The organism is Pseudomonas sp. ZY71, from assembly GCF_036542145.1.
GTDB lineage: Bacteria > Pseudomonadota > Gammaproteobacteria > Pseudomonadales > Pseudomonadaceae > Aquipseudomonas > Aquipseudomonas koreensis_A.
This window is the reverse complement of sequence record NZ_CP144274.1, coordinates 4133803-4160348: the sequence shown is the minus strand read 5'-3', so window position 1 is coordinate 4160348 and position 26546 is coordinate 4133803. Positions and strand designations below refer to the sequence as shown.

Below are 26546 nucleotides of genomic sequence, written 5' to 3'. Positions count from 1 at the left end.
GAAGACGGACTATCAGGCGCCCACGTCGCTGAACACTGGAATGCGCCCATTGAGCGAGGGCCTGTAGTGCCAGTTCAGGCAATTCAGATCGATGCCCTTTGCGAGTATTTCCCTCACCGTCGCCCCGGCAATACTCATCGCCAACGCTTGCCCTGGACACTGATGCCGGCCACTGCCAAAACTGAAACTGCGGCGGTTCTCGCGCTGCGGCAGAAACTGCTCCGGCTGTTCGTTGAGCGCTGGATCACGATTGGCCGAGGCCAGCAGCACCAGAATCGCGTCGCCTGCTTCGACCCGCACACCGGCGATCTCACAGGACGCGGCGACAAAGCGTCGGGTGTTCTGCACCGGCGGGTCGAAGCGCTGGACTTCGTTGAGCAGTGCTTCGATGGATTCGCCGCGTAACGCCGGCTGACGACGTAACGCCAACAGCGTGTTGCCGATCAGCCCGGCGCAGGCTTCGAACGTCTGCGAACAGAGGCCGATCAGGTTGGCGATCAGGATTTCCTCATCGCCGGCAAAGCGCTGCTGGATCGCGCTGAGGAAGTCGCTGGCGGGTTCGGCGAGCAGCTCGATAAAGTAACCGCGCAGTTGTTCAGCCGCCGCCTCTGCTGCGGCCAGTTGCAGGTCATTGCTCAACGGCGACAGGCAGGCAACGAAATCCGCCGTCAATTCACTGATCGCCCGCGCTTGCGCCGGGGTGAACCCCAGCAGCGCCGCGACCACGCACACCGGGCCACGAAACATTGCCTTGTACACACCGTCGGCGTCCGCTGTGATCAGCCGTGCGGCGACCAGTCTGTCGACGGCCTCAAGGTCGAGCGAGGCCAACTCAGGCTCGATGGCCGAACGCGGACAGCGCTGGCGTTCACCGTCATTCATGCGCATCAGTTGGCCAAAGACTTTGCCGGCCATGCCCCTGGCAATCGCCTTGGGCACCGGCTCCTGCGCCGGACGTACTCGACAATCGGCGTGGGCCAACACCGCACACACCGCACGGGCGCTGCTGGCGACCCACAGTTTCAGATCCGGATGAAACGTCAGTCCACCTGCTGCGCGCAGTTCGGCGTAGTAGGGATAAGGATCGGCATGCGTTGCGGCGCTGATCGGGTTCATGGTTTGCATCCTTGTCGGCGGGGAAAGTGTTGCTACTATCTCCACTGCGCAACGACGATGATTCGTCCGGGAGCGAACTATGCACGCAGAACATCAAGACATCGGCGTTTCCCAAGTGGCCGCCGCCATCGCCGAGCCGGCGCGGACGAAAATCCTCTGTTCGCTGATGGACGGCCACGCCCGCACCAGCACCGAGTTGGCGACGATCGCCGAGGTCAGCGCCTCCACCGCTAGTGTGCACCTGGCGAAACTCAAGGATCTGGCCTTGGTGCGCCTGCATGTGCAGGGCCGTCATCGCTATTACAGCCTCGCCGATCAGCGCGTGGCGCAGGCGCTGGAAGCGCTGATGGTGATTGGCCAGAACGCCGCGCCGACGTTCAAGGCGCACACCCCGGATCGTCTGCAATTCGCCCGCACTTGCTACGACCACATGGCCGGGACGCTGGCGGTGTTGCTGCATGACCGCTTGATCGCAGGCGGTTGGCTGGTGCAAACCGACGAACAGGCGTATCGCTTGAGTGATACGGGGGAGGCGTTGTTTCTCGGTCTGGGCATCGAAGTGCAGGACTTAACGACCCTGCGCCGCAAGTTTGCCTGCCCGTGCCTGGACTGGAGCATGCGCCGGCCGCATCTTGGTGGTTCGCTGGGCGCGGCGTTGTTGCAGGCCGCGTTGAAGCGCAAGTGGGTGACGCAGGATCTGGACAGTCGGGCACTGGCGTTGACGGCGGCGGGGCGTAAGGAGATCAGCGCGCGGTTTGGCGTTGAGTGGCCGGAAGATGGGCAGATCAAACGATCGGCAAAGCGTGCCCACCCGATAAATTCCGACCGTACCGAATCCCTGTAGGCACTGCCGAAGGCTGCGATCTTTTGATTTTCAGCTTCTGACCGACGAGGGGCGCATCTGCCACCTTGTATCACCGCAGTCGACTCTATACTGTATATGCAAACAGTACAGAGCCCACGCCATGCAAATCATCGACAAGCTGAGCATCCTCGCCGACGCCGCCAAGTACGACGCCTCCTGCGCGAGCAGCGGCGCGCCCAAGCGCAGCTCCGAAGGCAAGAGCGGCTTGGGTTCGACCGATGGCATGGGCATTTGCCACAGCTACACGCCGGACGGCCGCTGCGTGTCATTGCTGAAGATTCTGCTGACCAACTTCTGCCTTTACGATTGCCAGTACTGCGTCAACCGCCGCTCCAGCGATGTTCCGCGTGCCCGTTTCACCCCTGAAGAAGTCGTCGCGCTGACCATGGATTTCTACCGGCGTAACTGCGTCAGCGGGCTGTTTCTCAGCTCCGGGATCATTCGCTCGGCGGACTACACCATGGAGCAACTGGTGCGGGTGGCGAAGCTGCTGCGCGAAGAGCATGAGTTTCGCGGCTACATCCATCTCAAGACTATTCCCGAAGCCGATCCGGCATTGATCGAAGAAGCAGGGCGCTACGCTGATCGCCTGAGCGTCAACATCGAATTGCCGACCGATGCCAGCCTGCAAGTGCTGGCGCCGGAGAAGGACATCGCTTCGATCAAGCAGGCGATGAACACCATCTACACAGGCGTGCAGACCGTTTTGAACGAACCGCGCTCGGCGAAGTTCGCTCCAGCCGGGCAAAGCACGCAGTTGATTGTCGGCGCCGACGACACCGACGACAGCACCATTCTCCACAGCGCTCAGGCCTTGTACGGCAATTTCCGTCTGCGACGGGTCTACTATTCGGCCTTCAGCCCGATCCCCGACAGCCCGAAAAGCGTGCCATTGGCCGCGCCGCCGCTGATGCGCGAACACCGTTTGTATCAGGCCGATTTTCTCTTGCGTAGCTACGGCTACAGCGCCGATGAGTTGCTCAAGGGCCCGGGTAATCTGGCGCTGGACATCGACCCGAAACTCGCTTGGGCTTTGCAGAACCGCGAAGTGTTCCCGCTGGATCTGAACCGCGCCGAAGCCTCCTTGATTGCGCGTATTCCCGGTATCGGCCTGCGCACCACCGAGCGTCTGGTCGAGCTGCGCCGACAGCGGCGAATCCGCTACGAAGATGTCGCGCGTATGCGCTGCGTGCTGGCCAAGGCCAAGCCGTTCATCATCACCAGCGACTACCACCCGCAGCAGGCCGAGGTCACCAGCCATTTGCTCTATCAGCAACTGCGCGACCGGCCGATGCCGCAGCAGATGGGGCTGTGGGGATGATCAATCTCGATTGCGATGATCTGTTCGATACTTGGCGCCAGCAAGCGCGCTGGTTGCTGAGCCATGAAGTCGACCCGAGTCTGGTGAGCTGGGCCTCGGAGGGTGTGGGTGATCTGTTTGCCAGTGATGAGCCGGTGCCTGAAGGGCAGGGGCCGTTCCAGGCGCGCATTCCGCGAGCGTTGCTCGACACCCTGGAGCAAGCCTCGCGCTATCGCGGCGATCAACGCTGGAGCCTGTTGTATGAAGTGTTGTGGCGCGTCAGCCACGGCGACCGTACCGCGATGATGGCCGGGGACAAACTCGGTAGCGAGTTGCAGCGACGTATCAAGCAAGTGAATCGAGAAGCCCATCATCTGCATGCGTTTGTGCGCTTCATCGAACGCCCTTCATCCAGCGCGGGTCCGCAATATGTGGCTTGGCACGAACCGGCCCATGACATTCTGCACAGCGCCAGTGAGCATTTTATTGGGCGCATGGGCCGCCACCGCTGGTTGATCGCCACGCCGCGTGACGGGGTTTATTACGATGGCGAGCAATTGATCCATCAGCGGCAATGCCCGCAGGAATGGCAGCAGTTGGCGCAGAATGTCGATGATCCTCATGGGGATCTGTGGCTGACCTATTACAGCCACATCTTTAATCCAGCGCGGTTGAAAGAGAAGGTCATGCAGGGGCATTTGCCGGCGCGGTTCTGGAAGAATCTGCCGGAAGGGGAGTTGATTCCCGGGTTGATTACGCAGGCGCGGATGGGGAAACAGCAGAATGGGCAGGCGAGTGGGATTGCTGAGCGACTTGGTAAACGGATAACGCTGAAAAGCCCCTCACCCTAACCCTCTCCCAGAGGGAGAGGGGACTGACCGAGGTGTTCGGACTTGATCTCGACCTGAACGATCAGGTCGAACTCAGGTTTTGAAAAGCACAAAAATCGGCCCCCTTTCCCCCTCGCCCCCTGGGGGAGAGGGTTGGGGTGAGGGGAAAGAATCTCAAGCACGCCACAAATACTGCGCCAAACGCCATAAAAAAAGCCCCCACCAATCACTCGGTGGAGGGCTTTTCGACATCACCAGCCGTCAAATCAAACCTTGACGATCCAGCCCGCTGGCGCTTCGATGTCGCCGGTCTGCACGCCAGTCAGCTCTTTGTAGAGCTTCTGGGTCACAGGACCCACTTCGGTCTCGCTGTGGAACACATGCAGATGGTCGTTGTAGCTGATGCCACCGATCGGGGTGATCACCGCAGCCGTACCGCAAGCGCCGGCTTCCTTGAAGTCCGACAGTTTGTCGATCAGCACGTCGCCTTCAACCACTTCCAGGCCCAGACGCGATTTTGCCAGTTCGATCAGCGACAGGCGGGTGATGCCTGGCAGAACGGACGGCGAGTTCGGGGTAATGAACTTGTTGTCGTGGGTGATCCCGAAGAAGTTGGCCGAACCGACTTCTTCGATCTTGGTGTGGGTCATCGGGTCCAGGTAGATCGCGTCGGCGAAGTTGGCTTTCTTCGCTTTCGAGCCCGGCATCAGGCTGGCCGCGTAGTTGCCACCGACCTTGGCTGCGCCGGTGCCTTGTGGGGCGGCGCGGTCGTAGCTGGAGATCTGGAAGTTGTGCGGGGTCAGGCCGCCCTTGAAGTAGGCGCCGACCGGAATGCAGAAGATCGAGAAGATGAACTCGGGTGCGGTGCGCACGCCGATGTTGTCACCCACGCCTATCACGAACGGACGCAGGTACAGCGCGCCGCCAGTGCCGTATGGCGGAATGAAGCGCTCGTTGGCACGAACCACTGCTTTACAGGCTTCGATGAACTGTTCGGTGTCGACCGTCGGCATCAGCAGACGCGCGCAGCTGCGTTGCATACGCAGGGCGTTCTGGTCCGGGCGGAACAGGTTGATCGAGCCGTCCTTGCAACGATAGGCCTTCATGCCTTCGAAGCACTGCTGGCCATAGTGAAGGGCAGTCGAGCCTTCGCTGATGTGCAGCACGTTATCTTCGGTCAGGGTGCCTTTGTCCCACTCGCCATCGCGAAAGTACGACAGATAGCGTTTGTCGGTCTTGATGTAATCAAAACCCAGCTTGTCCCAATTGATGCTTTCGTTACCCATGACACCCTCTATCACTGAACAACCGCCGAAACGGTTCAAGGCTTCTGACGTTTTTTGGATGGGCACAACAATACTTCATTCTTGAGCGGTTTCGCAGCCCGGACTATCGGATGACAGGCAGATAAATCGCGTTGTTCTCAAGAAATCGCGAGCAGGCTCACTCCTACAAGGGAATGCATTCCAAAATGTAGGAGTGAGCCTGCTCGCGATGGGGCCATCATTGCCACCCTCACTCACAGGTGGAGTGCATGGCCAAGGGCACGCAACGCCGCTTCCTGCACCGCTTCACCCAAGGTCGGATGCGCATGGATGGTGCCGCCGATGTCTTCCAGCCGCGCGCCCATTTCAAGGCTCTGCGCAAACGCCGTCGACAACTCGGAAACGCCAACGCCCACCGCCTGCCAGCCAACAATCACATGGTTATCCCGACGAGCGACCACGCGCACGAAGCCGCTTTTCGACTCCAGCGTCATCGCCCGGCCATTGGCGGCGAACGGGAAACTGGAAACAATGCAGTCCAGACCTGCAGCCTTGGCCTCGTCCGGCGTCTTGCCGACCACCACCAGTTCCGGATCGGTGAAGCACACCGCGGCGATTGCGGTCGGGCTGAATTCACGGGTTTTGCCGCTGATCAACTCGGCAACCATCTCGCCCTGAGCCATGGCGCGGTGGGCCAGCATCGGCTCGCCGCTCAGATCGCCGATGGCGTAGACGTTGCGCATGCTGGTCTGGCAGCGGCTGTCTATCTTGATCGCCGAACCGTTCATGTCCAGATTCAGCGCTTCGAGGTTCCAGCCCTGGGTATTCGGTTTGCGACCGACGGCGACCAGCACCTGATCGGTTTCCAGGTTGAGGGTTTCACCCTCAGGGTCGCGCACCTGCAAGGTGCCGTCGAAACCCAGCACGCTGTGCTTCAGATACAGCTTCACGCCCAGTTGCTTCAACGCGTCATGCACCGGTTGCGTCAGTTCCGCATCGTAGGCCGGCAAGATGCGATCCTGCGCCTCGACCACGCTGACGTCGGCGCCAAGCTTGCGATAAGCAATGCCCAGTTCCAGACCAATGTAACCACCGCCCACCACCACCAGACGTTTCGGCACGGATTTCGGCGCCAGCGCTTCGGTGGAAGAGATGATCGGCCCGCCAATCGGCAGAATCGGCAGATTGACGCTGGTCGAACCAGTGGCCAGCACCAAGTGCTCGCACTGGATGCGCGTGTCGCCGACATCCACGGTTTTACCGTCGATGACCTTGGCCCAGCCATTGATGACCTGAACCTTGTTTTTCTTCAGCAGGGCTGCGACGCCAGTGGTCAGGCGATCAACGATGCCGTCCTTCCATTCAACGCTTTTGCTGATGTCGAGGCTCGGCGCCGAAACGCTGATGCCCAGCGCCGAATGCTGGCTGTGGTGCTGGGTCTGGTGAAACTGTTCAGCCACATGAATCAGCGCCTTCGACGGGATGCAGCCGATGTTCAGGCAGGTGCCGCCCAACGATTGGCCTTCGACCAGAATCGTCGGAATGCCCAGTTGCCCGGCGCGGATCGCGGTTACATAACCGCCGGGGCCGCCGCCGATGATCAGCAGCGTAGTGTTCAGAGATTGCATGCGCGCCTTACTCCACAAACAAAGTGGCAGGTTGTTCGATCAGGCCGCGAATGGCCTGGATGAAGAGCGCCGCGTCCATGCCGTCGACCACGCGGTGATCGAAGGAACTGGAGAGGTTCATCATCTTGCGGATTACTACCTGGCCTTTGACGACCATTGGCCGTTCGACGATTTTGTTGACGCCGACGATCGCCACTTCCGGCAGATTCAGCACTGGCGTACTGACGATGCCGCCCAGTGCACCGAGGCTGGTCAGGGTGATGGTCGAGCCGGACAGCTCATCGCGGCTGGCCTTGCCGTTACGTGCGGCGTTGGCCAAACGCGAGATTTCCGTGGCGCTGTCCCACAGGCTGCGCGCCTCGGCGTGACGTACCACCGGCACCATCAGGCCGACATCGCTTTGCGTGGCGACGCCGACGTGTACAGCGCCGAGGCGAGTGATGACCTGGGCTTCGTCGTCGTAACGGGCATTCATCTGCGGGAAGTCGCGCAGGGCGACAACCAATGCACGGACGAGGAACGGCAACAACGTCAACTTGCCACGGCTGGCGCCGTGTTTTTCATTCAGGTGCGCACGCAATTCTTCAATCGCGGTGACGTCGATTTCCTCGACATAGCTGAAGTGTGCGGCACGTTGCGTGGCGTCCTGCATGCGTTGGGCGATCTTGCGGCGCATGCCGATGACCTGAATCTGTTCTTCGTCGTTGCGCTGGGAGTAAGCGGCAGCAACTGGCGCCGAAGCGTTCGACTGACCTTGCGCCAGATAGGCTTCAAGGTCTTCGTGCAACACACGACCAGCCGGGCCGGAACCGCGTACCAGGCGCAATTGAATCCCCAGATCCAGCGCATGTTTGCGCACGGCCGGCGAGGCGAGCGGGCGTTCGTCTGCTTCGCGCGCAACCATCGGGCCTTGGCAAACCGCAGCAGGGCGCGGGGCGGCTGGAGCAGGTTTGCTCTCGACAACCGCTTCAACTTTCGCTACGACCGGCGCCTCTTTAACGGGCGCGGGTGCGGCGGACTCTTTCAAGTTACCGGCACCTTCAACCTCGATGCTGATCAGCACACTGCCAACCGCCATCACTTCTCCCGGCTGACCGCCGAGGGCAATCACTTTGCCGTGCACGGGCGATGGAATATCAACCATCGCCTTGTCGGTCATCACGTCCGCCAGCACCTGATCTTCAACCACCAGATCGCCAACCTTGACGTGCCATTGCGACAGTTCTACTTCTGCGATGCCTTCGCCGATGTCCGGCATCTTGATAACGTGCGTGCCCATTCAGACCTCCATGACCCGTTTCAACGCCGCGCCCACTCGGGACGGCCCTGGGAAATACGCCCACTCTTGCGCGTGCGGGTAGGGGGTGTCCCAACCGGTGACGCGTTCGATCGGCGCTTCCAGGTGATGGAAGCAATGCTCTTGCACCAGCGACACCAGTTCGGCGCCGAAACCGCAGGTGCGGGTGGCCTCGTGAACCACCACGCAACGGCCGGTTTTCTTCACCGATTTGACGATGGTTTCCAGGTCCAGCGGCCACAGGCTGCGCAGGTCGATGACTTCGGCATCCACGCCGGATTCTTCGGCAGCGACTTGCGACACGTAAACGGTGGTGCCGTAGGTCAGCACGGTGACGTCCTTGCCCGGACGGGTGATCGCGGCAACATCCAGCGGCACGGTGTAGTAACCGTCCGGAACCTGCGCTTGCGGGTGTTTCGACCACGGCGTTACCGGGCGGTCGTGGTGGCCGTCGAACGGGCCGTTGTACAGGCGTTTCGGCTCAAGAAAGATCACCGGGTCATCGTTTTCGATGGAGGCGATCAGCAGGCCTTTGGCGTCATACGGATTGGACGGCATCACGGTGCGCAAGCCGCAGACCTGAGTGAACATCGCCTCGATGCTCTGGCTGTGCGTCTGACCGCCATAGATGCCGCCGCCGCAAGGCATGCGCAGGGTCATCGGCGCGGTGAACTCGCCGGCCGAGCGATAACGCAGGCGTGCCGCTTCGGAAATGATCTGGTCGGAGGCGGGGTAGACGTAGTCGGCGAACTGAATCTCGGCGACCGGACGCAAACCGTAGGCGCCCATGCCGACGGCCACACCGACGATGCCGCTCTCGGAGATCGGTGCGTCGAACACCCGCGAGGTGCCGTACTTGGTCTGCAGGCCTTCGGTGCAACGGAACACGCCGCCGAAGTAGCCGACGTCCTGACCGAACACGACGACATTGTCATCACGCTCAAGCATCACATCCATGGCCGAGCGCAGGGCCTGGATCATGGTCATGGTGGTCGTGGTCATGGCGGTTTCCAACTGAATATTGTTGTTGTGATCGTTCATGTCAGATCCCCAACTGCTGACGCTGGCGCTTCAAGTGCTCCGGCATCTCTTTGTAGACGTCTTCGAACATGGTCGCGGCGCTTGGAATCTGGCCGCCGGCGAGGGTGCCGTACTGTTCGGCCTGTTTCTGCGCGGCAATCACTTCGGCTTCAAGCTCGGCGCTGACGGCGGTGTGTTCTTCCTCCGACCAGTGGCCGACCTTGATCAAGTGTTGCTTGAGGCGGGCGATCGGGTCGCCGAGCGGGAAGTGGCTCCAGTCATCGGCAGGACGGTATTTGGATGGATCGTCGGAAGTCGAGTGCGGGCCGGCGCGGTAGGTGACCCATTCGATCATGGTCGGGCCGAGGTTGCGGCGGGCGCGTTCGGCGGCCCAGGCAGATGCCGCATACACAGCGTAGAAGTCGTTGCCATCAACGCGCAGCGAGGCGATGCCGCAACCGACGCCGCGTCCGGCGAAGGTGGTGGCTTCACCACCGGCGATGGCCTGGAAGGTCGAAATCGCCCATTGGTTGTTGACCACGTTGAGGATCACCGGCGCGCGATAAACGTGGGCGAAGGTGAGGGCTGTGTGGAAGTCCGATTCGGCGGTAGCGCCGTCACCGATCCACGCCGAGGCGATTTTGGTGTCGCCCTTGATCGCCGAGGCCATGCCCCAGCCGACCGCCTGAATGAACTGGGTCGCGAGGTTGCCGGAGATGGTGAAGAAACCCGCTTCCTTGACCGAGTACATGATCGGCAACTGCCGGCCCTTGAGCGGATCGCGCTCGTTGGACAGCAGTTGGCAGATCAGGTCGACCAGTGGCACTTCGCGCGCCATCAGAATGCTTTGCTGGCGGTAGGTCGGAAAACACATATCGTCGATGTTCAAGGCCAGGGCCTGAGCACTGCCGATGGCTTCTTCGCCGAGGCTTTGCATGTAGAACGACATTTTTTTCTGACGCTGGGCGACCACCATGCGGTTGTCGTAGATGCGCGTCTTGAGCATGGCGCGCATGCCTTTACGCAGGATCTCGACCGGCACGTTCTCAGCCCATGGGCCGAGGGCGTTGCCCTGATCGTCGAGCACACGAATCAGCCCACGCGCGAGGTCGGCGGTGTCGGCAGGTTCTACATCGACAGGAGGTTTGCGCACCGTACCGGCATCGGTCAGATGCAGGTAGGAAAAATCGGTTTTGCAGCCTGGACGGCCCGAGGGTTCAGGGACGTGCAGACGCAGCGGTTCATACGCTTGGGTCATGGCTTCTACGCTCGATCTTGTGAATTTCTTGTAGTGAGCTGGCAGTCATTCTTCGGTAGAAGAAATCTTGTCCTACAACAATCATAGGCCCGGGCAAGAAGAATATTTATCTCTGTTTCGTTGCGCTGGAGACGATTTGCAGATAGAAATTCTGCATAAACATAAAAAACAGGTGGTTTTGTCTCATGCGTAAACTGGACCGTACCGACATCGGCATTCTCAACAGCCTTCAGGAGAATGCGCGCATCACCAACGCCGACCTTGCACGCTCGGTAAACCTGTCGCCGACGCCGTGCTTCAACCGGGTCAAGGCGATGGAAGAATTAGGCCTGATTCGCGAGCAGGTCACACTGCTGGATGCCGACCTGCTGGGGCTGCACGTGAACGTGTTCATCCACGTCAGCCTGGAGAAGCAGGTCGAGGAAGCGCTGCAGCATTTCGAGGAGGCGATTTCCGATCGCCCGGAGGTGATGGAGTGCTACCTCATGGCCGGAGACCCGGATTACCTCATCCGGGTCCTGGTGCCGACCATTCAGTCGCTCGAGCGCTTCATGATGGACTTCCTGACCAAAGTGCCGGGTGTGGCGAACATCCGGTCAAGCTTTGCGCTCAAGCAGGTGCGCTACAAGACCGCGCTGCCGTTACCCGCTAACGGTTTGACGCTGGGCAGTTGAGGGTCAGATGTAGTCATAGCGGTAATCGAGCTCTGCGGTGAAGAGGGCTTGCTGGACGGTAAAGGTTTGCGGCCAGGGCGCCGGTTCATTGGCCGGGTGGAAAATCAGCACGGTTTCTTCCATGTCCGCCGAGCCGGCCTCATTGGTTAAGCCAGGAGTGCCAGAATGCTGATGTTTCCAGCGCTCCCACAACAAGTCGAGGTAGCAGTGGTGCAGGAAGAAGATAGGGTCATTGGGTGAGGAGGCTTGCGCCATGCTGCCGCCTATCCAGGCATGTACCGGATTGTGCAGTTCGGTTTCCGAGGTGTTTTCCCAGCCGCTTGCTTCCATCCAGTATGGCGTCCTGTTGAGCGTCGATATGACGGTCTCTGCGGTGGGCAGTGCGCCGTTTGTCCCGAGATCTCGACGAATCCCGGTGTTGCCGATGCCCTCGTCCCAGACTCTCACTTCGAACCGCGATTGCTCTCTGGAAAACGGCCCACCGGTGACGCGCTGGTCTTGCAGGTTGTCACCGTTGGGGCCCATGAAGTCCGAGGTGAAGGGGTTGTCGGCGCCAGTCAGTTGCCAATTCCAGTAAGGCAGGGTGATGGTCCTGTCATTGGCGGCGGATTGCAGGGCCAGTTCGAACTGGCGGATCAGAATCCGGTGCCACGGATAGAACAGCGGGCTTCGATGCGGGTTGGGCGTCAGCGGATTGCCCCGGCCCATCGAATTTTTGTGGATCTGGACAAAATCATCGTAGCGGCTTTGCTTTCCCGGGCGCAGTACGCTGTCGACATTGTTCTTCAATCTCAGGATGGCATCGATGAATGCGGATTTCTGTTGCGCGGTCATGTCACGGTGATTACGACGAATATCCATATTGCGAAAACTCCATTGAATGTTTGCCCAATGGAGTCTGCTCGCTTACAGGATTTTCACCAGTTCATCACCCTCGACAGCGTTCGTAGGAAAAATAATCCGGCGACGCCCCGAGCGGTTTTTTCCTATAGGGAATTGAGCGGAATCTTCAGGTAAACCACGCCGTTTTCCTCCGCCGGTGGCCAATTCCCCGCCCGCACATTCACCTGAATCGCCGGCAGCAGCAGCGTCGGCATACCCAGCCCGGCGTCACGTTTTGTGCGCATCTCGACGAACGCTGCCTCATCAATCCCGTCATGCACATGGATATTGCTTTTGCGCTGCTCGCCGACGGTGGTCTGGCACTGCGACTCGCGGCCCTCGGGCGGGTAATCGTGGCAAACGTAGAGTTTCACGCTGGCGGGGAAGGCCAACAGTTTGTGGATCGAGGCAAACAGCTGATGGGCGTTACCGCCGGGGAAATCGCAGCGCGCGGTGCCGACATCCGGCATGAACAGCGTATCGCCCACCATGATCTGCTCGCCATCGATCAGATAAGCCATGTCCGCCGGGGTATGCCCAGGTACATGCAGGGCAGTGGCTTTGAGGTTACCGATGCGGAACGACTCGTTCGGCGCGAACAGGTGATCGAACTGCGAGCCATCGACGCGGAACTCCGGCTCGAGATTGAACAGCGCCTTGAACACGTTCTGCACTTTGCTGATCGATTCGCCAATGGCGATTTTCCCACCCAGTTCCCGGCGCAGATACGGCGCGGCGGACAGGTGATCGGCATGGGCGTGGGTTTCCAGCAGCCACTGCACTTGCAGGTTGTGGGCGCGAACGAAGGCGATGATCTTGTCGGCCTGCGCGGTGCAGGTGCGCCCGGCGGCGCTGTCGTAATCAAGCACCGGATCGACGATCGCGCATTGACCGCCATCGGTTTCATAGACCACATAGCTGTAGGTCGAAGAGGCGGGGTCGAGGAACGATTCAATCTGCGCGGGCATGGACACCAACCTGAACAAGGAAAATGGGTTGCAACACTTTATCTAAAAACATAATGTTCGCAGCTTAAGTGACCTTGAAGGCATCGTGCAAATGCAATCCAGTCTGACCGAATGTGAAGTCGCCCAACTGCGCGCCTCGGCCTCCAAGGCCTGCGCGCTGCTCAAGGCCATGGCCAATGAGGATCGCCTGCTGATCCTCTGTCAATTGACTCAGGGCGAGCGCAACGTCGGCGAACTGGAAAAGATGACCGGCGTGCGCCAGCCGACGCTGTCCCAGCAACTGGGCATTCTGCGTGATGAAGGGCTGGTCGCGACCCGTCGTGAAGGCAAGTACATTTTCTATGGCCTCGCCAGTCCGGAAGTGATTCAGGTGATGAAGACCCTGTCCGGATTGTATTGCGGGGCCGTGCTGAAAAGTCTGGGCCATCAATAAATGCCAGCCAACACACAACCCCTGTAGGAGTGAGCCTGCTCGCGATAGCGGTGTATCAGTCAATAAAGATATGGCTGACCCACCGCTATCGCGAGCAGGCTCACTCCTACAATGGATTTGTGTGAAGGCTGAGAAATCCTTGCGTGCAGCAAAAGGAACAAGCAATGAACGATCAACACTGGGGCCCATCCATCAGTGCGGACATCGTGGTCATCGGCGGTGGTACGGCCGGTATCGGTTTTGTCGCCAGTCTGCTCAAGCGTGATCCGAGCCTTAACATCACGGTCATCGAACCCAGCGCCCAGCATTACTATCAACCGGCGTGGACGCTGGTCGGCGGTGGTGCCTACGACGTCAAAGACACCGCCCGGCCGATGAACAAGGTCATGCCCAAGCAAGCAAACTGGCTGCAAGCGGCGGTCACTGCAATCGACCCGGACAAGCGCCAACTCACCCTCAACGATCAACGCACGGTCAGCTATCAAAACCTGATCGTCTGCCCCGGCTTGCGTCTGGCCTGGGAAAAAATCGAAGGCTTGCAGGACAGCCTCGGCCAGCACGGCGTTACTTCCAATTACAGCTACCAGCACGCGCAGTACACCTGGGATCAGGTACAGAAACTGCGCGGCGGCAGGGCGCTGTTCACTCAACCGGCGATGCCGATCAAATGCGCTGGCGCACCGCAAAAAGCGTTGTATCTGTCCTGCGATCACTGGCGTAAAACCGCCGTGCTGAGCAACATCAATGTCGAATTCAATCTGGCCGGCGCCGCGCTGTTCGGCGTGGCGACGTTCGTGCCACCGTTGATGAAGTACATCGAAAAGTACCACGCGCAGCTGGCGTTCAACTCCAACCTGGTCAAGGTCGACGGCCCGGCGAAAACCGCGTGGTTCGAGATCAAGGACACCGACGGCAACGTCACCCGTGTGGCGAAAACCTTCGATCTGCTCCACGTCGTACCGCCGCAGGTTTCGCCGGATTTCATCGCGCAGAGCCCGTTGGCCGACGCTGCCGGCTGGTGCGAAGTCAATCCGCACAGCCTGCAACACCCACGCTTTCCCGAGGTGTTCGCACTCGGTGATATCTGCGGCACCAGCAACGCGAAAACTGCAGCAGCAGTGCGCAAGCAAGTGGTGGTGGTCGCGGAAAACCTGTTGGCCGCGCGCAAGCAACAACCGCTGCCGCTGAAGTACGACGGTTACGGTTCCTGCCCGCTGACGGTAGAAAAGGGCAAGGTGCTCCTTGCCGAGTTCGGATACGCCGGCAAGTTGCTGCCGACCTTTCCACTGGACCCGACGGTGGCGCGGCGTTCGGCGTGGTTTCTCAAGGCGACGCTGCTGCCGTGGTTCTACTGGAACGGCATGCTCAAGGGCCGCGAGTGGCTGACGCGTCTGTCTAGGGTCGACTGAGAAAACCTTATGTTGCTGGCAAGTCTGTTTGGCGTGGTGATGGGGTTGGTCCTCGGTCTGACCGGGGCCGGCGGTGGCATTCTGGCGGTGCCGGCGCTGGTGCTCGGGCTTGGCTGGACGATGACCCAGGCAGCGCCGGTGGCGTTGTTTGCGGTCGGCAGTGCGGCGGCGGTCGGTGCCATAGACGGTTTGCGTCATGGTCTGGTGCGCTATCGCGCGGCGTTGTTGATTGCCGCGTTGGGCGCGGTGTTTTCGCCGTTGGGCATTTACTTCGCGCATCAGTTGCCGGAGAAGATCCTGATGATTCTGTTCAGTCTGCTGATGGTCATGGTGGCCTGGCGCATGCTGCGCCGCGAGCGCCAGCAGGAGGGGCCGAGTGATCATGGTCACGCCAGTTGGGGCCAGAAGAATTGCATGCTCAATGAAGACACCGGGCGCTTCGACTGGACCGCCAAATGCACCGCTACATTGGCGGCGCTGGGCGCAATTACCGGCGTGGTGTCCGGATTGCTGGGCGTTGGGGGCGGCTTTCTGATCGTGCCGGCGTTCAAGCAACTGACCGACGTGCAAATGCGCGGCATCGTTGCGACGTCATTGATGGTGATCAGTCTGATTTCGGCGATTGGCGTGATCGGCTCGTTTCACGCCGGTGTGCGGATTGATGCTCAGGGCGCGGCGTTTATCGTCGCCAGCGTGGTCGGCATGATCATCGGCCGCAAGCTCTGTGCGCGGGTGCCGGCGCGGGCGTTGCAGGTGGGGTTTGCCAGTGTCTGTCTGGTGGTGGCGGGGTATATGTTGCTGCGGGCTTGAGTTTCAAAGGAAACCGCAGCCCATCAAGGGCTGCGGTTTTTATCGGCTTACAGCACCAGATGCGGCAACCACAGCGAAATCGCTGGAACGTACGTCACCAGCATCAACACCAGAAACAGCACCGCATAAAACGGCAGCAGCGCCTTCACCGTGCTCTCGATACTGACCTTGCCCACCGCCGAACCGACAAACAACACCGCGCCCACCGGCGGCGTTATCAGCCCGATCCCCAGGTTGACCAGCATGATCATGCCGAACTGCACCGGATCGACGCCGATGCCGAGAATCACCGGCATCAGGATCGGCGTCAGGATCAGAATTAACGGCGCCATGTCCATCACCGTGCCGAGCAACAGCAGCATGACGTTGATGCACATCAGGATCACGTAGCGGTTGTCCGACAGGGTCAGGAACAGCGTGGTGATCTTCGCCGGGATCTGCATCAGGGTCATGATGTAACCGAAGCTCGCGGCGAAACCGATCAGGATCATCACGATCGAAATCGTCCGCACGGTGCGGTGCATCAGTTTCGGCAGTTCACTCCATTTGTAGTCGCGGTAGATGAACATGGTGACGAAGAACGACCACAGCACGGCGATGGCCGCCGATTCGGTCGCGGTGAAGATGCCGGACAGGATGCCGCCGAGGATGATCACCATCGCCATCATGCCCCATAGGGCTTCGCCGACGATTTTCAACGCCTGGCGCATCGGGATAACTTCACCCTTTGGGTAGTTGCGCTTTTTCGCGAAGATCAGGCACAGCACCATCAGGCAGGCGCTCATCATCAGGCCCGGGACGATGCCCGCCATGAACAGCGAGGCAATCGAGACCGTGCCGCCGGCGGCCAGCGAGTAAAGCACCGAGTTATGGCTTGGCGGAGTGAGCAGGGCTTGCACTGAGCCGCTGACAGTTACGGCGGTGGAGAAATCCCGTGGATAGCCCTTGCGTTCCATTTCCGGAATCAGTACCGAACCCACCGACGCGGTGTCGGCCACCGATGAACCGGAGATCGCGCCGAAAAAGGTCGAGGCGACAATGTTGACCAGTGACAGACCGCCGCGGACAAAACCCACCAGCACCCCGGCACACGCCACCAATCGACGGGACATGCCGCCCTCGGCCATGATCGCCCCGGCCAGCACGAAGAACGGAATGGCCAGCAGCGAGAATTTGTTCACCCCCGACGCGACCTGAATCATTACCGCCTGGAACGGAATGTCGATCCACCATGCACCGATCAGCGCCGCCGCGCCGAGCGCGTAGGCGACCGGCATGCCGACCAGGATCAATACGATAAAACTGCCCAGCAGAATCAGAGCGTCCATTAAGCGGCACCTTCACTTTCTTCAACCAGATCGAACTGCACGACCCGCCGTTTGCTCTGGTCACCGAGCAAGAGTTTTTCCAACACAAAAACCAGCGTCAGCAAGCCGCCCACGGGAATGGGCAAGTAGGTCACGCCAACACGCAGATCGGGCAGGGACGCCATGAACTGGTTCCAGGTGGACATGCACAGCTTGGCGCCCCAGATCGTCATGAAGATGCAGATCGCCGCCATGAGCAGCTGTGAAAATATCGCCGCTGCAGATCTCAGTTGTGCAGGCATGCGATCGGTGAGCATGGCCACGGCCATGTGCGCGCCGGCGCGGTAACTGGCGGCGGCGCCGATGAAGGTAAACACCATCATCAGCAGGATCGCCGTGGGCTCGGGCCAGCTCGAACCGGTGCCCAGGACGTAGCGGGCGAACACGCCCCAGGGAATCATCAGGGAAATCGCCAGGACGGAAAGGCCGGCGACCCAGATGCACGTCATGTAGATCTTGTCGTTGATACGCAGCAGTAGATTCTTCATCGGGTTCCACCGTAACCGGGTGCGCCGCAGTCATCGGGCGCACCGGGCCTTGTTCATGGGGACGGAGCGGGAGGCGTTACTGAACGGCTTCGATCTTTTTGATCAGATCGACATACGGCGCGCCGTATTTCTCACGAACCGAGGCGGTGGCGTCGTAGAAGGGTTTCTTGTCAACGGTGATGAACTCGACGCCGGCAGCCTTGAGTTTTTCTTCGCTGGCAGCGGACTTCTTGTCCCACAGCACGCGCTCTTCGGCCTGGGCAGCCTTGGCGGCTGTCTTGACCAGCGCCTGTTGATCCGGCGTCAGTTTTTCCCAGGTGATTTTCGACATCACGATCGGCTCTGGCAGGATCAGGTGACCGGTGAGGCTGTAGTACTTCGCATTCTGGAAGTGGTTGTGTTCGAGCAGGGTCGGCGGGTTGTTTTCCGCGCCGTCGATCACGCCGGTCTGCAGGGCACTGAAGATCTCGCCGGTGTCCATCGCGATGCCGTTGCCGCCCATGGCGTTCATCATGTCGATGAACATCGGGTTGCCTTGCACGCGGATTTTCATGCCCTTGAGGTCTTCGAGCTTGCGCACCGGTTTCTTGGTGTAGATGTTGCGCGTGCCGCCGTCCATCCAGGCCAGGGCTACCAGGCCGAATTCGGAGTTGGTGATCTTGTCGAGGATCTCGTCGCCCACTGCGCCGTCGATGACGTTACGCATGTGTTGATGGTCGCGGAAGATGAACGGCATGTTGAACACGTTCACGTCCGGAACCACGGGGCCGACGATACCCAGGCTGACGCGGGACAGCTGTACGGCGCCGACTTGCATTTGCTCGATGACTTCCTTTTCGGAGCCCAGCACACCCCCGGGGAAGTATTGGAAGGTCAGCTCGCCGTTGGTTTCCTTGGTCAGCGTCTTGCCCATGTTTTCTTCGGCCACCACGGTGGGATAACCGGCGGGATGGATGTCAGCGAATTTGAGTTGCAGGGCCTGAGCGGCGCCAGTGAAGGTAAACATCAGCGGGAGTGCAGCGGCCAGCAAGGTGCGTTTGAAGTTCATGGGGGTGAGTCTCCAGTCTTGTTATTGTTGTGTTCAAGGCGCAGCGGTGCAGCAGAGGCGGGTGTTACAGCAAATCGTCGAACAGCGGTTCCGGCAGGCCTTTGACGTTGGGATTCAGGGCGAACACGCCGCCGGCCAGGGATTGCGGATCGTGGTCGTCGCCGGGACGAATCGAGGTGACGAACAAGGTGTCCATCCGGCTGCCGCCGAAGGCGCACATTGTCGGTTTTTTCACCGGCACGGCCAGTGAGAAGTCGAGTCGGCCGTCCGGCGCAAAGCGGTGAATCAGGCCGGCGTCGTTGGCGCAGATCCAGTAGAAACCTTCGGCATCCACGGCGGCGCCATCGGGGCGGCCGGGGAAGTGGTTCATGTCGACGAAGACGCGGCGGTTCGATGGTGTGCCAGTATCGGTGTCGTAATCGAACGCCCAGATCAGTTGCACGTCGGGGTGCGAATCGGACAGATACATCGTCTTGCCGTCGGGGCTGAAACCGAGGCCGTTGGGCACGATGAAACCGTCGAGCTGCGCTTCGATCACGCCAGACTGCCGGGTGCCGTAGCGGTAGAGCCGGCCTTCGGGCGCATTCAGGCCCATGTTCAACACCATGCTGCCGGCCCAGAAGCGGCCCTGACGGTCGCAGCGGCCATCGTTGAGACGCATGTCTCTGCGGCCGTGCTCGACGCTGGCAAGTCGCTCGCTGTCGAGGCTGCCGTCGCTGTGCGGGTGCAGATGAAAGAAGCCGCTTTCCATCCCTGCGACCCAACCGCCACGGCTGTGGCGGGCGATGCAGGCGAGCATCTCCGGGGTTTTCCAGGCGTGCACATGGCCGGTCTCGGCGCTCCAACGTTGCAGGCCGCCGTTGGGAATATCGACCCAGTACAGCGCGTTTTCCTCTGCCACCCAGACCGGGCTTTCGCCCACGGCGTTGCGGGCATCAACGATCAATTCGGCTTGCATACTCAATCCTTTGTGTCGTTGTCAGAGTGATCAGTCGCCGAACGGTCCGGCCGCGACGAATGCGCCGCCCTGATAGATCCGCGCCGGGTCGTCGGCCGCCGGCATTGGCTGCGCCTCGACTTTTTCGCGGAACACTTCGGAGCTGTCCTTCGCCTCGAAGCCGAGGTGGCTGGCGAATTTGTTGTCCCACCAGACGTCCTTGTTGGCGGACATGCCGTAGACCACGGTGTGGCCGACGTTCGGCGTGTACAGCGCGCGTTCGAGCAATTGTGTGAGGTCGTCGAAGCTCAGCCAGGTGTGCATCATTCGGCGGTTTTGCGGCTCGGGGAACGAGGAGCCGATGCGGATGCTCACGGTCTCGATGCCGTAGCGATCGAAGTAGAAACTGGCCATGTCTTCGCCGTAGGACTTCGACAATCCGTAATAGCCATCGGGGCGGCGCGCGGAGCTGGCGTCGAGCGGCTCGTCCTGTTTGTAGAAGCCGATGACGTGGTTGGAACTGGCGAAGATCACTCGCTTGACTCCATGGCGGCGCGCGGCTTCGTAGATGTGAAACACGCCGCTGATGTTGGCGCCAAGGATTTCTTCGAACGGTCGCTCGACGGAGACGCCGCCGAAATGCAGGATCGCATCGACGCCTTCGACCAGTTGATGCACGGCGTGTTTGTCGGCGAGGTCGCAGACCACGATTTCTTCATGATCATCGACGGCCGGGGCGAGGGCAGCGATGTCCGACAGACGCAGGACATTGGCATAAGGGCGCATCCGTTCGCGCAGGACTTTGCCCAGGCCACCGGCGGCGCCGGTCAGCAGTAGACGGTTGAACGGGGCGCGGGGAGTGGAGGTAGATGTCATGGCAATCCCTTACACGATTGTTATTAGGTTTGTTGTAGGTTGTCGTATGACTGCGCTGAAGTATCGGTAGGGTTTCCGGAACTTGTCAACGCGACTTTTGGTGTAGATGACGGAAGGCTTAAAGGGCATTTCGATTCCCCCCAATGGCTGCCTTGCAATGCAGTCCCCTGTAGGAGTGAGCCTGCTCGCGATAGCGGTGTATCAGTCAGCACAATGGCGGTTGACGGACCGCTATCGCGAGCAGGCTCACTCCTACAGGGGGGGGCGGCGCCTGATGGTTACAACAACGAAATCGGATAACTGATAAAAATCCGGTTCTCGTCAAATTCGTTGGTGCTGAAGTCCCGGCGTATCGTCGCGTTGCGCCATTTCACGTTGAGGTTCTTCAGCGGCCCGCTCTGCACGGTGTAGGCCAGCTCCGACTCGCGGCCCCATTCCTTGCCGTCATTGGTGGTGGCGGTGTGCACGTTGTCGCCGCTGATGTAGCGGTTCATCAGGGTCAGGCCCGGAACACCGAGGGCGACGAAGTTGTAGTCGTGGCGCAACTGCCAGGAGCGTTCCTTGGCGTTGTCATAACTGGCGTTGTAACTGTCGTTGGCGAGGGTGCCGCCGCTGGTGCCGTTGACCCGCATCCAGGCGTCGTCGCCGCTGAGTTTTTGCAGGCCGACATAGAAGGTGTTGCCACCGTATTTGGCCGAAAGCAGGGCGAACGCAGTCTTGTTGTCGAGGTCGCCGGCCTGGGCGCTGCCGTCTTCCTTGCCGGTGAAAAAGCCGAGGTTGGCGCCGAGCGTCCAGTCGCCCAGCGGCTGGCTGTGGCTGAGGTTGAAATACTGCTGCTGGTAGATGTCGCTGAGTTCGGCGTACCACACGCCGACCAGCGTGCGTTTGTCGTTGAAAGTGTATTCGCCGCCGCCGAAGTTGAAGCGGTCGGAAGTGAACGCGCCACGGCCGTTCATCGACATGTCTTCCATGCTTGCGTCGTTACGCGGGCTGTTGCCACGGAACTGGCCGCCGTAGACGCTCAGGCCATTGATCTCGGTAGAGGTGATCTGGCCGCCACGAAAGGTCTGCGGCAGCGAGCGGCCATCGTCGGAACGCAGGATCGGCAGCACCGGCATCCATTCGCCGACTTTCAATTCGGTCTTCGAGACCTTGGCCTTCAGCGCCACACCGAGGCGACCGAAGTTGTCGGCCGGGCGCCCGTCATCGTGGATCGGCAACAGTTGTGTGCCGCCGGTGCCTTTGCCGCCATCGAGTTTTTGCGAATACATCCCCAGCAGATCAAGGCCGAAACCGACGGTGCCCTGAGTGAAGCCGGATTTGGCATCAAGGATGAAGTTCTGCGTCCACTCCTCAGCCTTGCCCTGCGGGTTGGCCGGGTTGACGAAGTTGCGGTTGAAGTAGGCGTTACGCAGGTTCAGCGTGGCTTTGCTGTCGTCGAGAAAACCTTCGGCTTCGGCGCTCATCGGCAAGGCGAGGGCGAGGCTGCTGCAGCCGATCAGACTTAAAGCGGTACGCGGGCGGGTGACGGAAAGACGGGAAGTGCGGACGGAATTGCAGACGAGTGTGCTCACTGTGACGCTCCCTGTTTCGTTTGTTGTTTTTATTATTTGTTATACGTCGTCGTACAACATGGGTGCGGATATTTCCTAGGTTTCCCGGGAATGTCAACAGCAAGTTGTGCGATGACTTCCTGCCATCACCCAGAAGCCTTGTAGGAGTGAGCCTGCTCGCGATAGCGGTGTATCAGTCGACATTTCCATCATTGATACAACGCGATCGCGAGCAGGCTCACTCCTACAAGGGATCTGTGTTGTCCATGGGATGTGTGTTGCAGGTGAATTTGCGGCAAACTTCACCCACCTTCTGCACAAGGCTTTTCCATGGATCAATACGCCCCGCGCAACTGGCAGCCCCACGAAAAGCCCAGTCTGCCCGGTTCCCCCTCGACGCCGTTGCACTCCAACCCCAAGCGCCTGGCCTATGCGCTGGTCGGCGTGCTGGTGGCGGTGACCGGTGGCTTGGGCAACTCGCTGGTGGTGGCCAACCTGCCTTACCTGCAAGGCGCACTCGGCGCGACCACGGCGGAAATGGCCTGGCTGCCGGCGGCGTACGTGATGACCAACGTGTCGATGAACCTGCTGCTGGTGAAGTTTCGCCAGCAGTTCGGTTTGCGTGCATTCACCGAGGTGTTTCTGGTGCTGTACGCGCTGGTGACCTTCGGCCATCTGTTCGTCAACGATCTGAATTCGGCGGTGGCGGTGCGCGCGGCCCACGGTATGGTCGGCGCGGCGCTGAGTTCGCTGGGCCTGTATTACATGGTTCAGGCGTTCCCGGCGAAGTGGCGGCTGAAGGCGCTGGTTCTCGGCCTCGGTACTTCACAACTGGCGCTGCCATTGGCGCGATTATTTTCCGAAGATTTGCTGCAGATCGCCGAATGGCGCGGCTTGTACCTGTTCGAATTGGGCATGGCGTTGCTGTCGCTCGGCTGCGTGTTGCTGCTCAAGTTACCGCCCGGCGATCGCTTCAAAACCTTCGAAAAACTCGACTTCCTCACCTTTGCCATTCTCGCCACTGGTGTGGCGTTGCTGTGTGCGGTGTTGTCGCTGGGGCGGATCGATTGGTGGCTGGAGGCCGACTGGATCGGCTATGCGTTGGCTGCTTCGATCGCCTTGATCATCGCCGGCCTGGCCATCGAACATAACCGCAGTAACCCGCTGCTGATGACCCGCTGGCTGGGCAGCGGGACGATGATCCGCCTGGCGCTGGCGGTGACCCTGATCCGCATGGTCACCTCGGAGCAGTCCACCGGTGCGGTCGGTTTCATGCAGAACCTGAACATGGGCTATGAGCAGTTGCACAGCCTGTACGTGGTGATGCTGATCGGCAGCGTCGCGGGTTTGGTGACCAGCGCACTGACGATCGACCCCAAGCACCTGCTGATGCCGTTGATTATCTCGCTGGGTCTGATGGCCACCGGGTCGGTGATGGACAGCTTTTCCAACAACCTGACCCGTCCGGAAAACCTCTATTTCAGTCAGTTTTTGCTGGCGTTCGGCAGCACGTTTTTCCTTGGCCCGACCATGGTCTTCGGCACCCGTAACGTGTTGACCAATCCGCGCAATCTGGTGAGCTTTTCCGTGCTGTTCGGGATCTGCAACAACCTCGGCGGCCTGCTCGGTGCGGCACTTCTGGGCACTTTCCAGATCGTCCGGGAAAAATTTCACTCCAGTCAAATCGTTGAGCACCTGACGCTGTCTGACCCTTTGGTGGCCGCGCGCGTACAGAGCGGGGGCTCGGCGTACGGCTCGCTGTTGGCCGACCCGAGTCTGCGCAACCTTGCGGGGATTCGCAGTCTGGCCAACGCCGCGACCCGTGAGGCCAACGTGCTGGCCTACAACGATGTGTTCATGCTGATCGCCGTGATTGCGGTGCTGACCATGATCTGGCTGTCCATTCGTGCACTGTGGCTGATGAGCACCACCAAAGCCGTCGCCCCAGCGCCTTCCGTACCTCCTAGCGGTGCCTCTAATTCATGACCGAACCGACCACCACAACCACCAATGCCATCGCTGCCACGCCCGAGGGTGAGGCGCCGCCGTCATCGCCGAACACCGCGCCACGTTCGCTGCGGGTGCGGATCATCTCTTCAATGGGCTTCGCGGCGATTGCCATCGTCGGTGTGTTGATCGTGCTCTATGCCTGGCAATTGCCACCGTTCAGCAGTGCGGTCGAAACCACCGAAAACGCCCTGATTCGTGGCCAGGTGACGATCATCGGCCCGCAGCTTGCCGGCTATGTCTATGAAGTGCCGGTGCAGGATTTCCAGTACGTGAAGGCCGGTGATTTGCTCGTGCGCCTCGACGACCGCATCTATCAGCAACGCCTCGATCAGTCACTGGCACAACTGGCGGTGCAGAAAGCCGCATTGGCCAATGTGGTGCAGCAACGCAACAGCGCCGAGGCGACGATCAAATTGCGTCAGGCCGTGCAGGCCGACAGCGAAGCGCAGTTGCGCAAGAGCGAGGCGGATCTGCGCCGTAATCAGGAATTGGTGCGCGATGGTTCGGTGTCCAAGCGTGAGATGGATGTAGCACTGGCGGCGAATGCGCAAAGTGTTGCGGGGGTGGCGCAGGCCAAGGCCAATCTGGAAATCGCCCGTCAGGATCTGCAAACGGTGATCGTCAATCGCGGCTCGCTGGAAGCCGCAGTGGCCAGCGCCGAAGCAGCGGTGCAACTGGCGCGAATCGATCTGTCGAATACGCGCATCGTTGCCCCGCGTGACGGTCAGCTCGGGCAGATCGGCGTGCGCCTCGGTGCCTACGTCAATTCCGGGGCGCAGTTGATGGCGTTGGTGCCGAACCAGAAATGGGTAATCGCCAACATGAAGGAAACCCAGATGGACAACGTCCGCGTCGGGCAGCCGGTGCGCTTCACCGTCGATGCGCTGAACCACCGCAAATTCACCGGGCATGTGCAGCATATTTCGCCGGGGACGGGGTCTGAATTTGCCCTGTTGCAGGCGGATAACGCGACCGGCAACTTTGTGAAAATTGCTCAGCGGGTGCCGGTGCGAATCACCATTGATGCGGATCAGCAGGAAGAGGAACGGTTGCGGCCGGGGATGTCGGTAGTCGTCAGCATCGACACCGCCGCCGGCGACACCCAACCCCACTGATCCACACACAGATCCAATTGTAGGAGTGAGCCTGCTCGCGATAGCGGTGTGTCAGTTAAGGATATTTTGACTGACGCACCGCTATCGCGAGCAGGCTCACTCCTACATTGGATCTCCATGATCTTTAGGCAGTGATCATCGGCGGCAGGGTGCCGAGCAGGGAGACGGCCGCCACCGCGCCGATGCCGAGCAACCACTCCAGCATCACACTGCGCCTGAGCGCGCCCATCCGCTGTTCGCAATCCTCAACCCGCAAGCGGTTGAACAGCGCCAGCCCAAGCATCCCCAGCACGATCAGCGCCTTGATCAACAGAATCAACGCAAATCCACTGAACAACGGCGTCGGCCACCACTGGCCGGTCAGCACGCGCACATTGATCAAACCGGTGATCAGCAGCCCGGCGACCAGCGCATAACCAATCCCGCTGAAGCGCCGCAAAACTTTACGCATCGGCTCCGTCGGCTGACGCAAAATCATCACCAGCAACCACAACCCGCCCAGCCACGCCGCCACGCAGGTCAGATGCACGATCTGGTTGAGAATCAGCAATTGCCCACTCAGCCCGTCGAGCATCGCACCATGCCCGACCGGTGCCAGAGTCGCCAGCAGCAACGCGCTCAAGCCCAGTCGCAACGGCATGCTTGAACGCCAAGGTGTGAACAGCAACGCCAGCAGCACGGCATTGATCAGCAGATGCCAGCGCCACACCTGACCAAAAAACGTATGGCCCAGCACCAGCGCAACCGTGTCCGGATCAAACGCCGCCGTAGCCGAGCCGGCCATGTTCGCAGTAATCAAAAGTGCCCAGACAATCCCGCTGACCAGTGCCACAGCAGCCAGCCAACGCGTCAGTCGCGCCAGGTGCCGATCCACTTGCGGCGCTTCATCCTTGAGCAGCAACGGCCTGAACAGCCAGGCCCCGAACAGCATCAACACCACGATGAAATGCATAAAGCGGCACAGCACCAGCGCTTCACTCATGAGTTACTGGCCAATCTTGAACTGGTAGGCACCTTCGCTTTTGTGTGTGTCGACCGACACCGCGTGCCATTCGACTTTGTACTCGCCGGCGCTCAATGGAGCTGCGGGGGTGACGATCAGGGTTTTCTTGTCGTTTTCAGTGGTCAGCGCTTTGACGACGACCGGTGCGCCATCCTTGGTCACGGTGACTTTGGTGAAACTGGCCTCGACGCCTTCGGAAAAGGTCAGGCGCAAATCGGCCGGTGCGGCGACGGTGCTGTCGGCGGCTGGGGTCTGGCTTTTCAGGTGCGCGTGGGCGAATACGGAAGATGCGGCGAACAGCGAAGCGAGCAGGGCAGTGGTGGTCAGGACGTTCTTGAACAGCATCGCGAATACCTCTGAGGCAGGATCAAAGAACCGTCAGTTTAGCCATCCG

At 60.3% G+C, this 26546-nt stretch carries 25 protein-coding genes; 9 read left to right on the top strand and 16 right to left on the bottom strand.

All coding sequences use genetic code 11. From position 1 onward, the window contains the following. Positions 1-12: 12 nt before the first annotated feature. A complete protein-coding gene (locus VY732_RS18365) occupies positions 13-1116 on the bottom strand; it encodes a cytochrome P450 (protein ID WP_331691422.1) in 1104 nt (367 codons plus the stop codon). 79 nt (positions 1117-1195) lie between these two features. Here VY732_RS18365 and VY732_RS18360 point away from each other — a divergent pair, with 79 nt between their 5' ends. The 3 genes from VY732_RS18360 to VY732_RS18350 all read left to right on the top strand — a co-directional run bounded on the left by VY732_RS18360 (position 1196) and on the right by VY732_RS18350 (position 4132). Then, positions 1196-1960: an ArsR/SmtB family transcription factor gene (locus VY732_RS18360; protein ID WP_331691421.1), complete on the top strand. Its 765-nt coding sequence runs from the start codon at positions 1196-1198 to the stop codon at positions 1958-1960. Between the two features lie 121 nt (positions 1961-2081). Beyond that, entirely contained in the window at positions 2082-3302 is a 1221-nt protein-coding gene (locus tag VY732_RS18355) for a putative DNA modification/repair radical SAM protein (protein WP_077573477.1), read from the top strand. Beyond that, positions 3299-4132, top strand: coding sequence for a TIGR03915 family putative DNA repair protein (locus VY732_RS18350; RefSeq protein ID WP_331691420.1), 834 nt, complete (start codon positions 3299-3301; stop codon positions 4130-4132). The genes VY732_RS18355 and VY732_RS18350 overlap by 4 nt, the downstream gene beginning before the upstream one ends. A 245-nt stretch (positions 4133-4377) precedes the next feature. Here the strand turns inward: VY732_RS18350 and VY732_RS18345 are convergent, their stop codons facing one another. The 5 genes from VY732_RS18345 to VY732_RS18325 all read right to left on the bottom strand — a co-directional run bounded on the left by VY732_RS18345 (position 4378) and on the right by VY732_RS18325 (position 10579). Beyond that, a complete protein-coding gene (locus VY732_RS18345) occupies positions 4378-5397 on the bottom strand; it encodes a branched-chain amino acid aminotransferase (protein ID WP_008086978.1) in 1020 nt (339 codons plus the stop codon). Positions 5398-5630: 233 nt separating this feature from the next. Beyond that, complete coding sequence (gene lpdA / locus VY732_RS18340) at positions 5631-7004, bottom strand: dihydrolipoyl dehydrogenase (RefSeq protein ID WP_331691419.1); 1374 nt, start codon at positions 7002-7004, stop codon at positions 5631-5633. A 7-nt stretch (positions 7005-7011) separates the two neighbouring features. After that, a complete protein-coding gene (locus tag VY732_RS18335; protein WP_331691418.1) occupies positions 7012-8283 on the bottom strand; it encodes a dihydrolipoamide acetyltransferase family protein in 1272 nt (423 codons plus the stop codon). Then, positions 8284-9342, bottom strand: coding sequence for an alpha-ketoacid dehydrogenase subunit beta (locus VY732_RS18330; RefSeq protein ID WP_003224000.1), 1059 nt, complete (start codon positions 9340-9342; stop codon positions 8284-8286). A 1-nt stretch (position 9343) separates the two neighbouring features. Next, positions 9344-10579, bottom strand: coding sequence for a 3-methyl-2-oxobutanoate dehydrogenase (2-methylpropanoyl-transferring) subunit alpha (locus VY732_RS18325; RefSeq protein ID WP_110719448.1), 1236 nt, complete (start codon positions 10577-10579; stop codon positions 9344-9346). Between the two features lie 185 nt (positions 10580-10764). Here VY732_RS18325 and bkdR point away from each other — a divergent pair, with 185 nt between their 5' ends. After that, positions 10765-11253: a Bkd operon transcriptional regulator BkdR gene (gene bkdR / locus VY732_RS18320; RefSeq protein ID WP_016985245.1), complete on the top strand. Its 489-nt coding sequence runs from the start codon at positions 10765-10767 to the stop codon at positions 11251-11253. Between the two features lie 3 nt (positions 11254-11256). Here the strand turns inward: bkdR and VY732_RS18315 are convergent, their stop codons facing one another. Both VY732_RS18315 and VY732_RS18310 read right to left on the bottom strand, forming a co-directional pair. Next, on the bottom strand, positions 11257-12114 hold the full coding sequence (locus VY732_RS18315; RefSeq protein ID WP_331691415.1) for a tyrosinase family protein: 858 nt from the start codon (positions 12112-12114) through the stop codon (positions 11257-11259). Positions 12115-12239: 125 nt separating this feature from the next. After that, positions 12240-13103 (bottom strand): MBL fold metallo-hydrolase, encoded by an 864-nt coding sequence (locus VY732_RS18310; RefSeq protein WP_331691414.1) that lies wholly within the window; start codon positions 13101-13103, stop codon positions 12240-12242. 91 nt (positions 13104-13194) lie between these two features. Here VY732_RS18310 and VY732_RS18305 point away from each other — a divergent pair, with 91 nt between their 5' ends. The 3 genes from VY732_RS18305 (at position 13195) to VY732_RS18295 (ending at position 15755) form a co-directional block, all read left to right on the top strand. Continuing rightward, entirely contained in the window at positions 13195-13536 is a 342-nt protein-coding gene (locus VY732_RS18305; protein WP_007915092.1) for an ArsR/SmtB family transcription factor, read from the top strand. A gap of 164 nt (positions 13537-13700) precedes the next feature. After that, the gene (locus VY732_RS18300) at positions 13701-14945 is read left to right on the top strand and encodes an NAD(P)/FAD-dependent oxidoreductase (protein ID WP_331691413.1); all 1245 of its coding nucleotides are present in this window, start codon (positions 13701-13703) and stop codon (positions 14943-14945) included. 9 nt (positions 14946-14954) lie between these two features. Beyond that, positions 14955-15755 (top strand): sulfite exporter TauE/SafE family protein, encoded by an 801-nt coding sequence (locus VY732_RS18295; protein WP_331691412.1) that lies wholly within the window; start codon positions 14955-14957, stop codon positions 15753-15755. A gap of 47 nt (positions 15756-15802) precedes the next feature. On the opposite strand, the gene VY732_RS18290 is transcribed toward VY732_RS18295, so the two are convergent. From VY732_RS18290 to VY732_RS18265, 6 genes are all read right to left on the bottom strand, one after another. Then, positions 15803-17083: a TRAP transporter large permease gene (locus tag VY732_RS18290; protein ID WP_331691410.1), complete on the bottom strand. Its 1281-nt coding sequence runs from the start codon at positions 17081-17083 to the stop codon at positions 15803-15805. Next, on the bottom strand, positions 17083-17610 hold the full coding sequence (locus VY732_RS18285) for a TRAP transporter small permease (protein WP_331691409.1): 528 nt from the start codon (positions 17608-17610) through the stop codon (positions 17083-17085). Before VY732_RS18285 ends, VY732_RS18290 begins: the two co-directional genes overlap by 1 nt. A gap of 76 nt (positions 17611-17686) precedes the next feature. Continuing rightward, on the bottom strand, positions 17687-18658 hold the full coding sequence (locus tag VY732_RS18280; protein ID WP_331691408.1) for a TRAP transporter substrate-binding protein: 972 nt from the start codon (positions 18656-18658) through the stop codon (positions 17687-17689). Between the two features lie 64 nt (positions 18659-18722). Continuing rightward, complete coding sequence (locus tag VY732_RS18275; RefSeq protein ID WP_212621614.1) at positions 18723-19616, bottom strand: SMP-30/gluconolactonase/LRE family protein; 894 nt, start codon at positions 19614-19616, stop codon at positions 18723-18725. Positions 19617-19646: 30 nt separating this feature from the next. After that, positions 19647-20471, bottom strand: coding sequence for an NAD-dependent epimerase/dehydratase family protein (locus tag VY732_RS18270; RefSeq protein WP_331691407.1), 825 nt, complete (start codon positions 20469-20471; stop codon positions 19647-19649). A 278-nt stretch (positions 20472-20749) separates the two neighbouring features. Continuing rightward, positions 20750-22045, bottom strand: coding sequence for an OprD family porin (locus tag VY732_RS18265; RefSeq protein WP_331691406.1), 1296 nt, complete (start codon positions 22043-22045; stop codon positions 20750-20752). A gap of 309 nt (positions 22046-22354) precedes the next feature. Between VY732_RS18265 and VY732_RS18260 the strand changes: the two genes are divergently transcribed. Together VY732_RS18260 and VY732_RS18255 are read left to right on the top strand one after the other, a co-directional pair. Then, complete coding sequence (locus VY732_RS18260) at positions 22355-24010, top strand: MFS transporter (RefSeq protein WP_331691405.1); 1656 nt, start codon at positions 22355-22357, stop codon at positions 24008-24010. Beyond that, positions 24007-25149, top strand: coding sequence for an HlyD family secretion protein (locus tag VY732_RS18255; RefSeq protein ID WP_212621617.1), 1143 nt, complete (start codon positions 24007-24009; stop codon positions 25147-25149). The genes VY732_RS18260 and VY732_RS18255 overlap by 4 nt, the downstream gene beginning before the upstream one ends. 124 nt (positions 25150-25273) lie before the next feature. Here the strand turns inward: VY732_RS18255 and copD are convergent, their stop codons facing one another. Together copD and copC are read right to left on the bottom strand one after the other, a co-directional pair. Beyond that, positions 25274-26131, bottom strand: a complete 858-nt coding sequence (copD, locus tag VY732_RS18250; protein WP_331691404.1) for a copper homeostasis membrane protein CopD — start codon at positions 26129-26131, stop codon at positions 25274-25276. Positions 26132-26134: 3 nt separating this feature from the next. After that, on the bottom strand, positions 26135-26497 hold the full coding sequence (gene copC, locus VY732_RS18245) for a copper homeostasis periplasmic binding protein CopC (RefSeq protein WP_331691403.1): 363 nt from the start codon (positions 26495-26497) through the stop codon (positions 26135-26137). Positions 26498-26546: the final 49 nt, after the last annotated feature.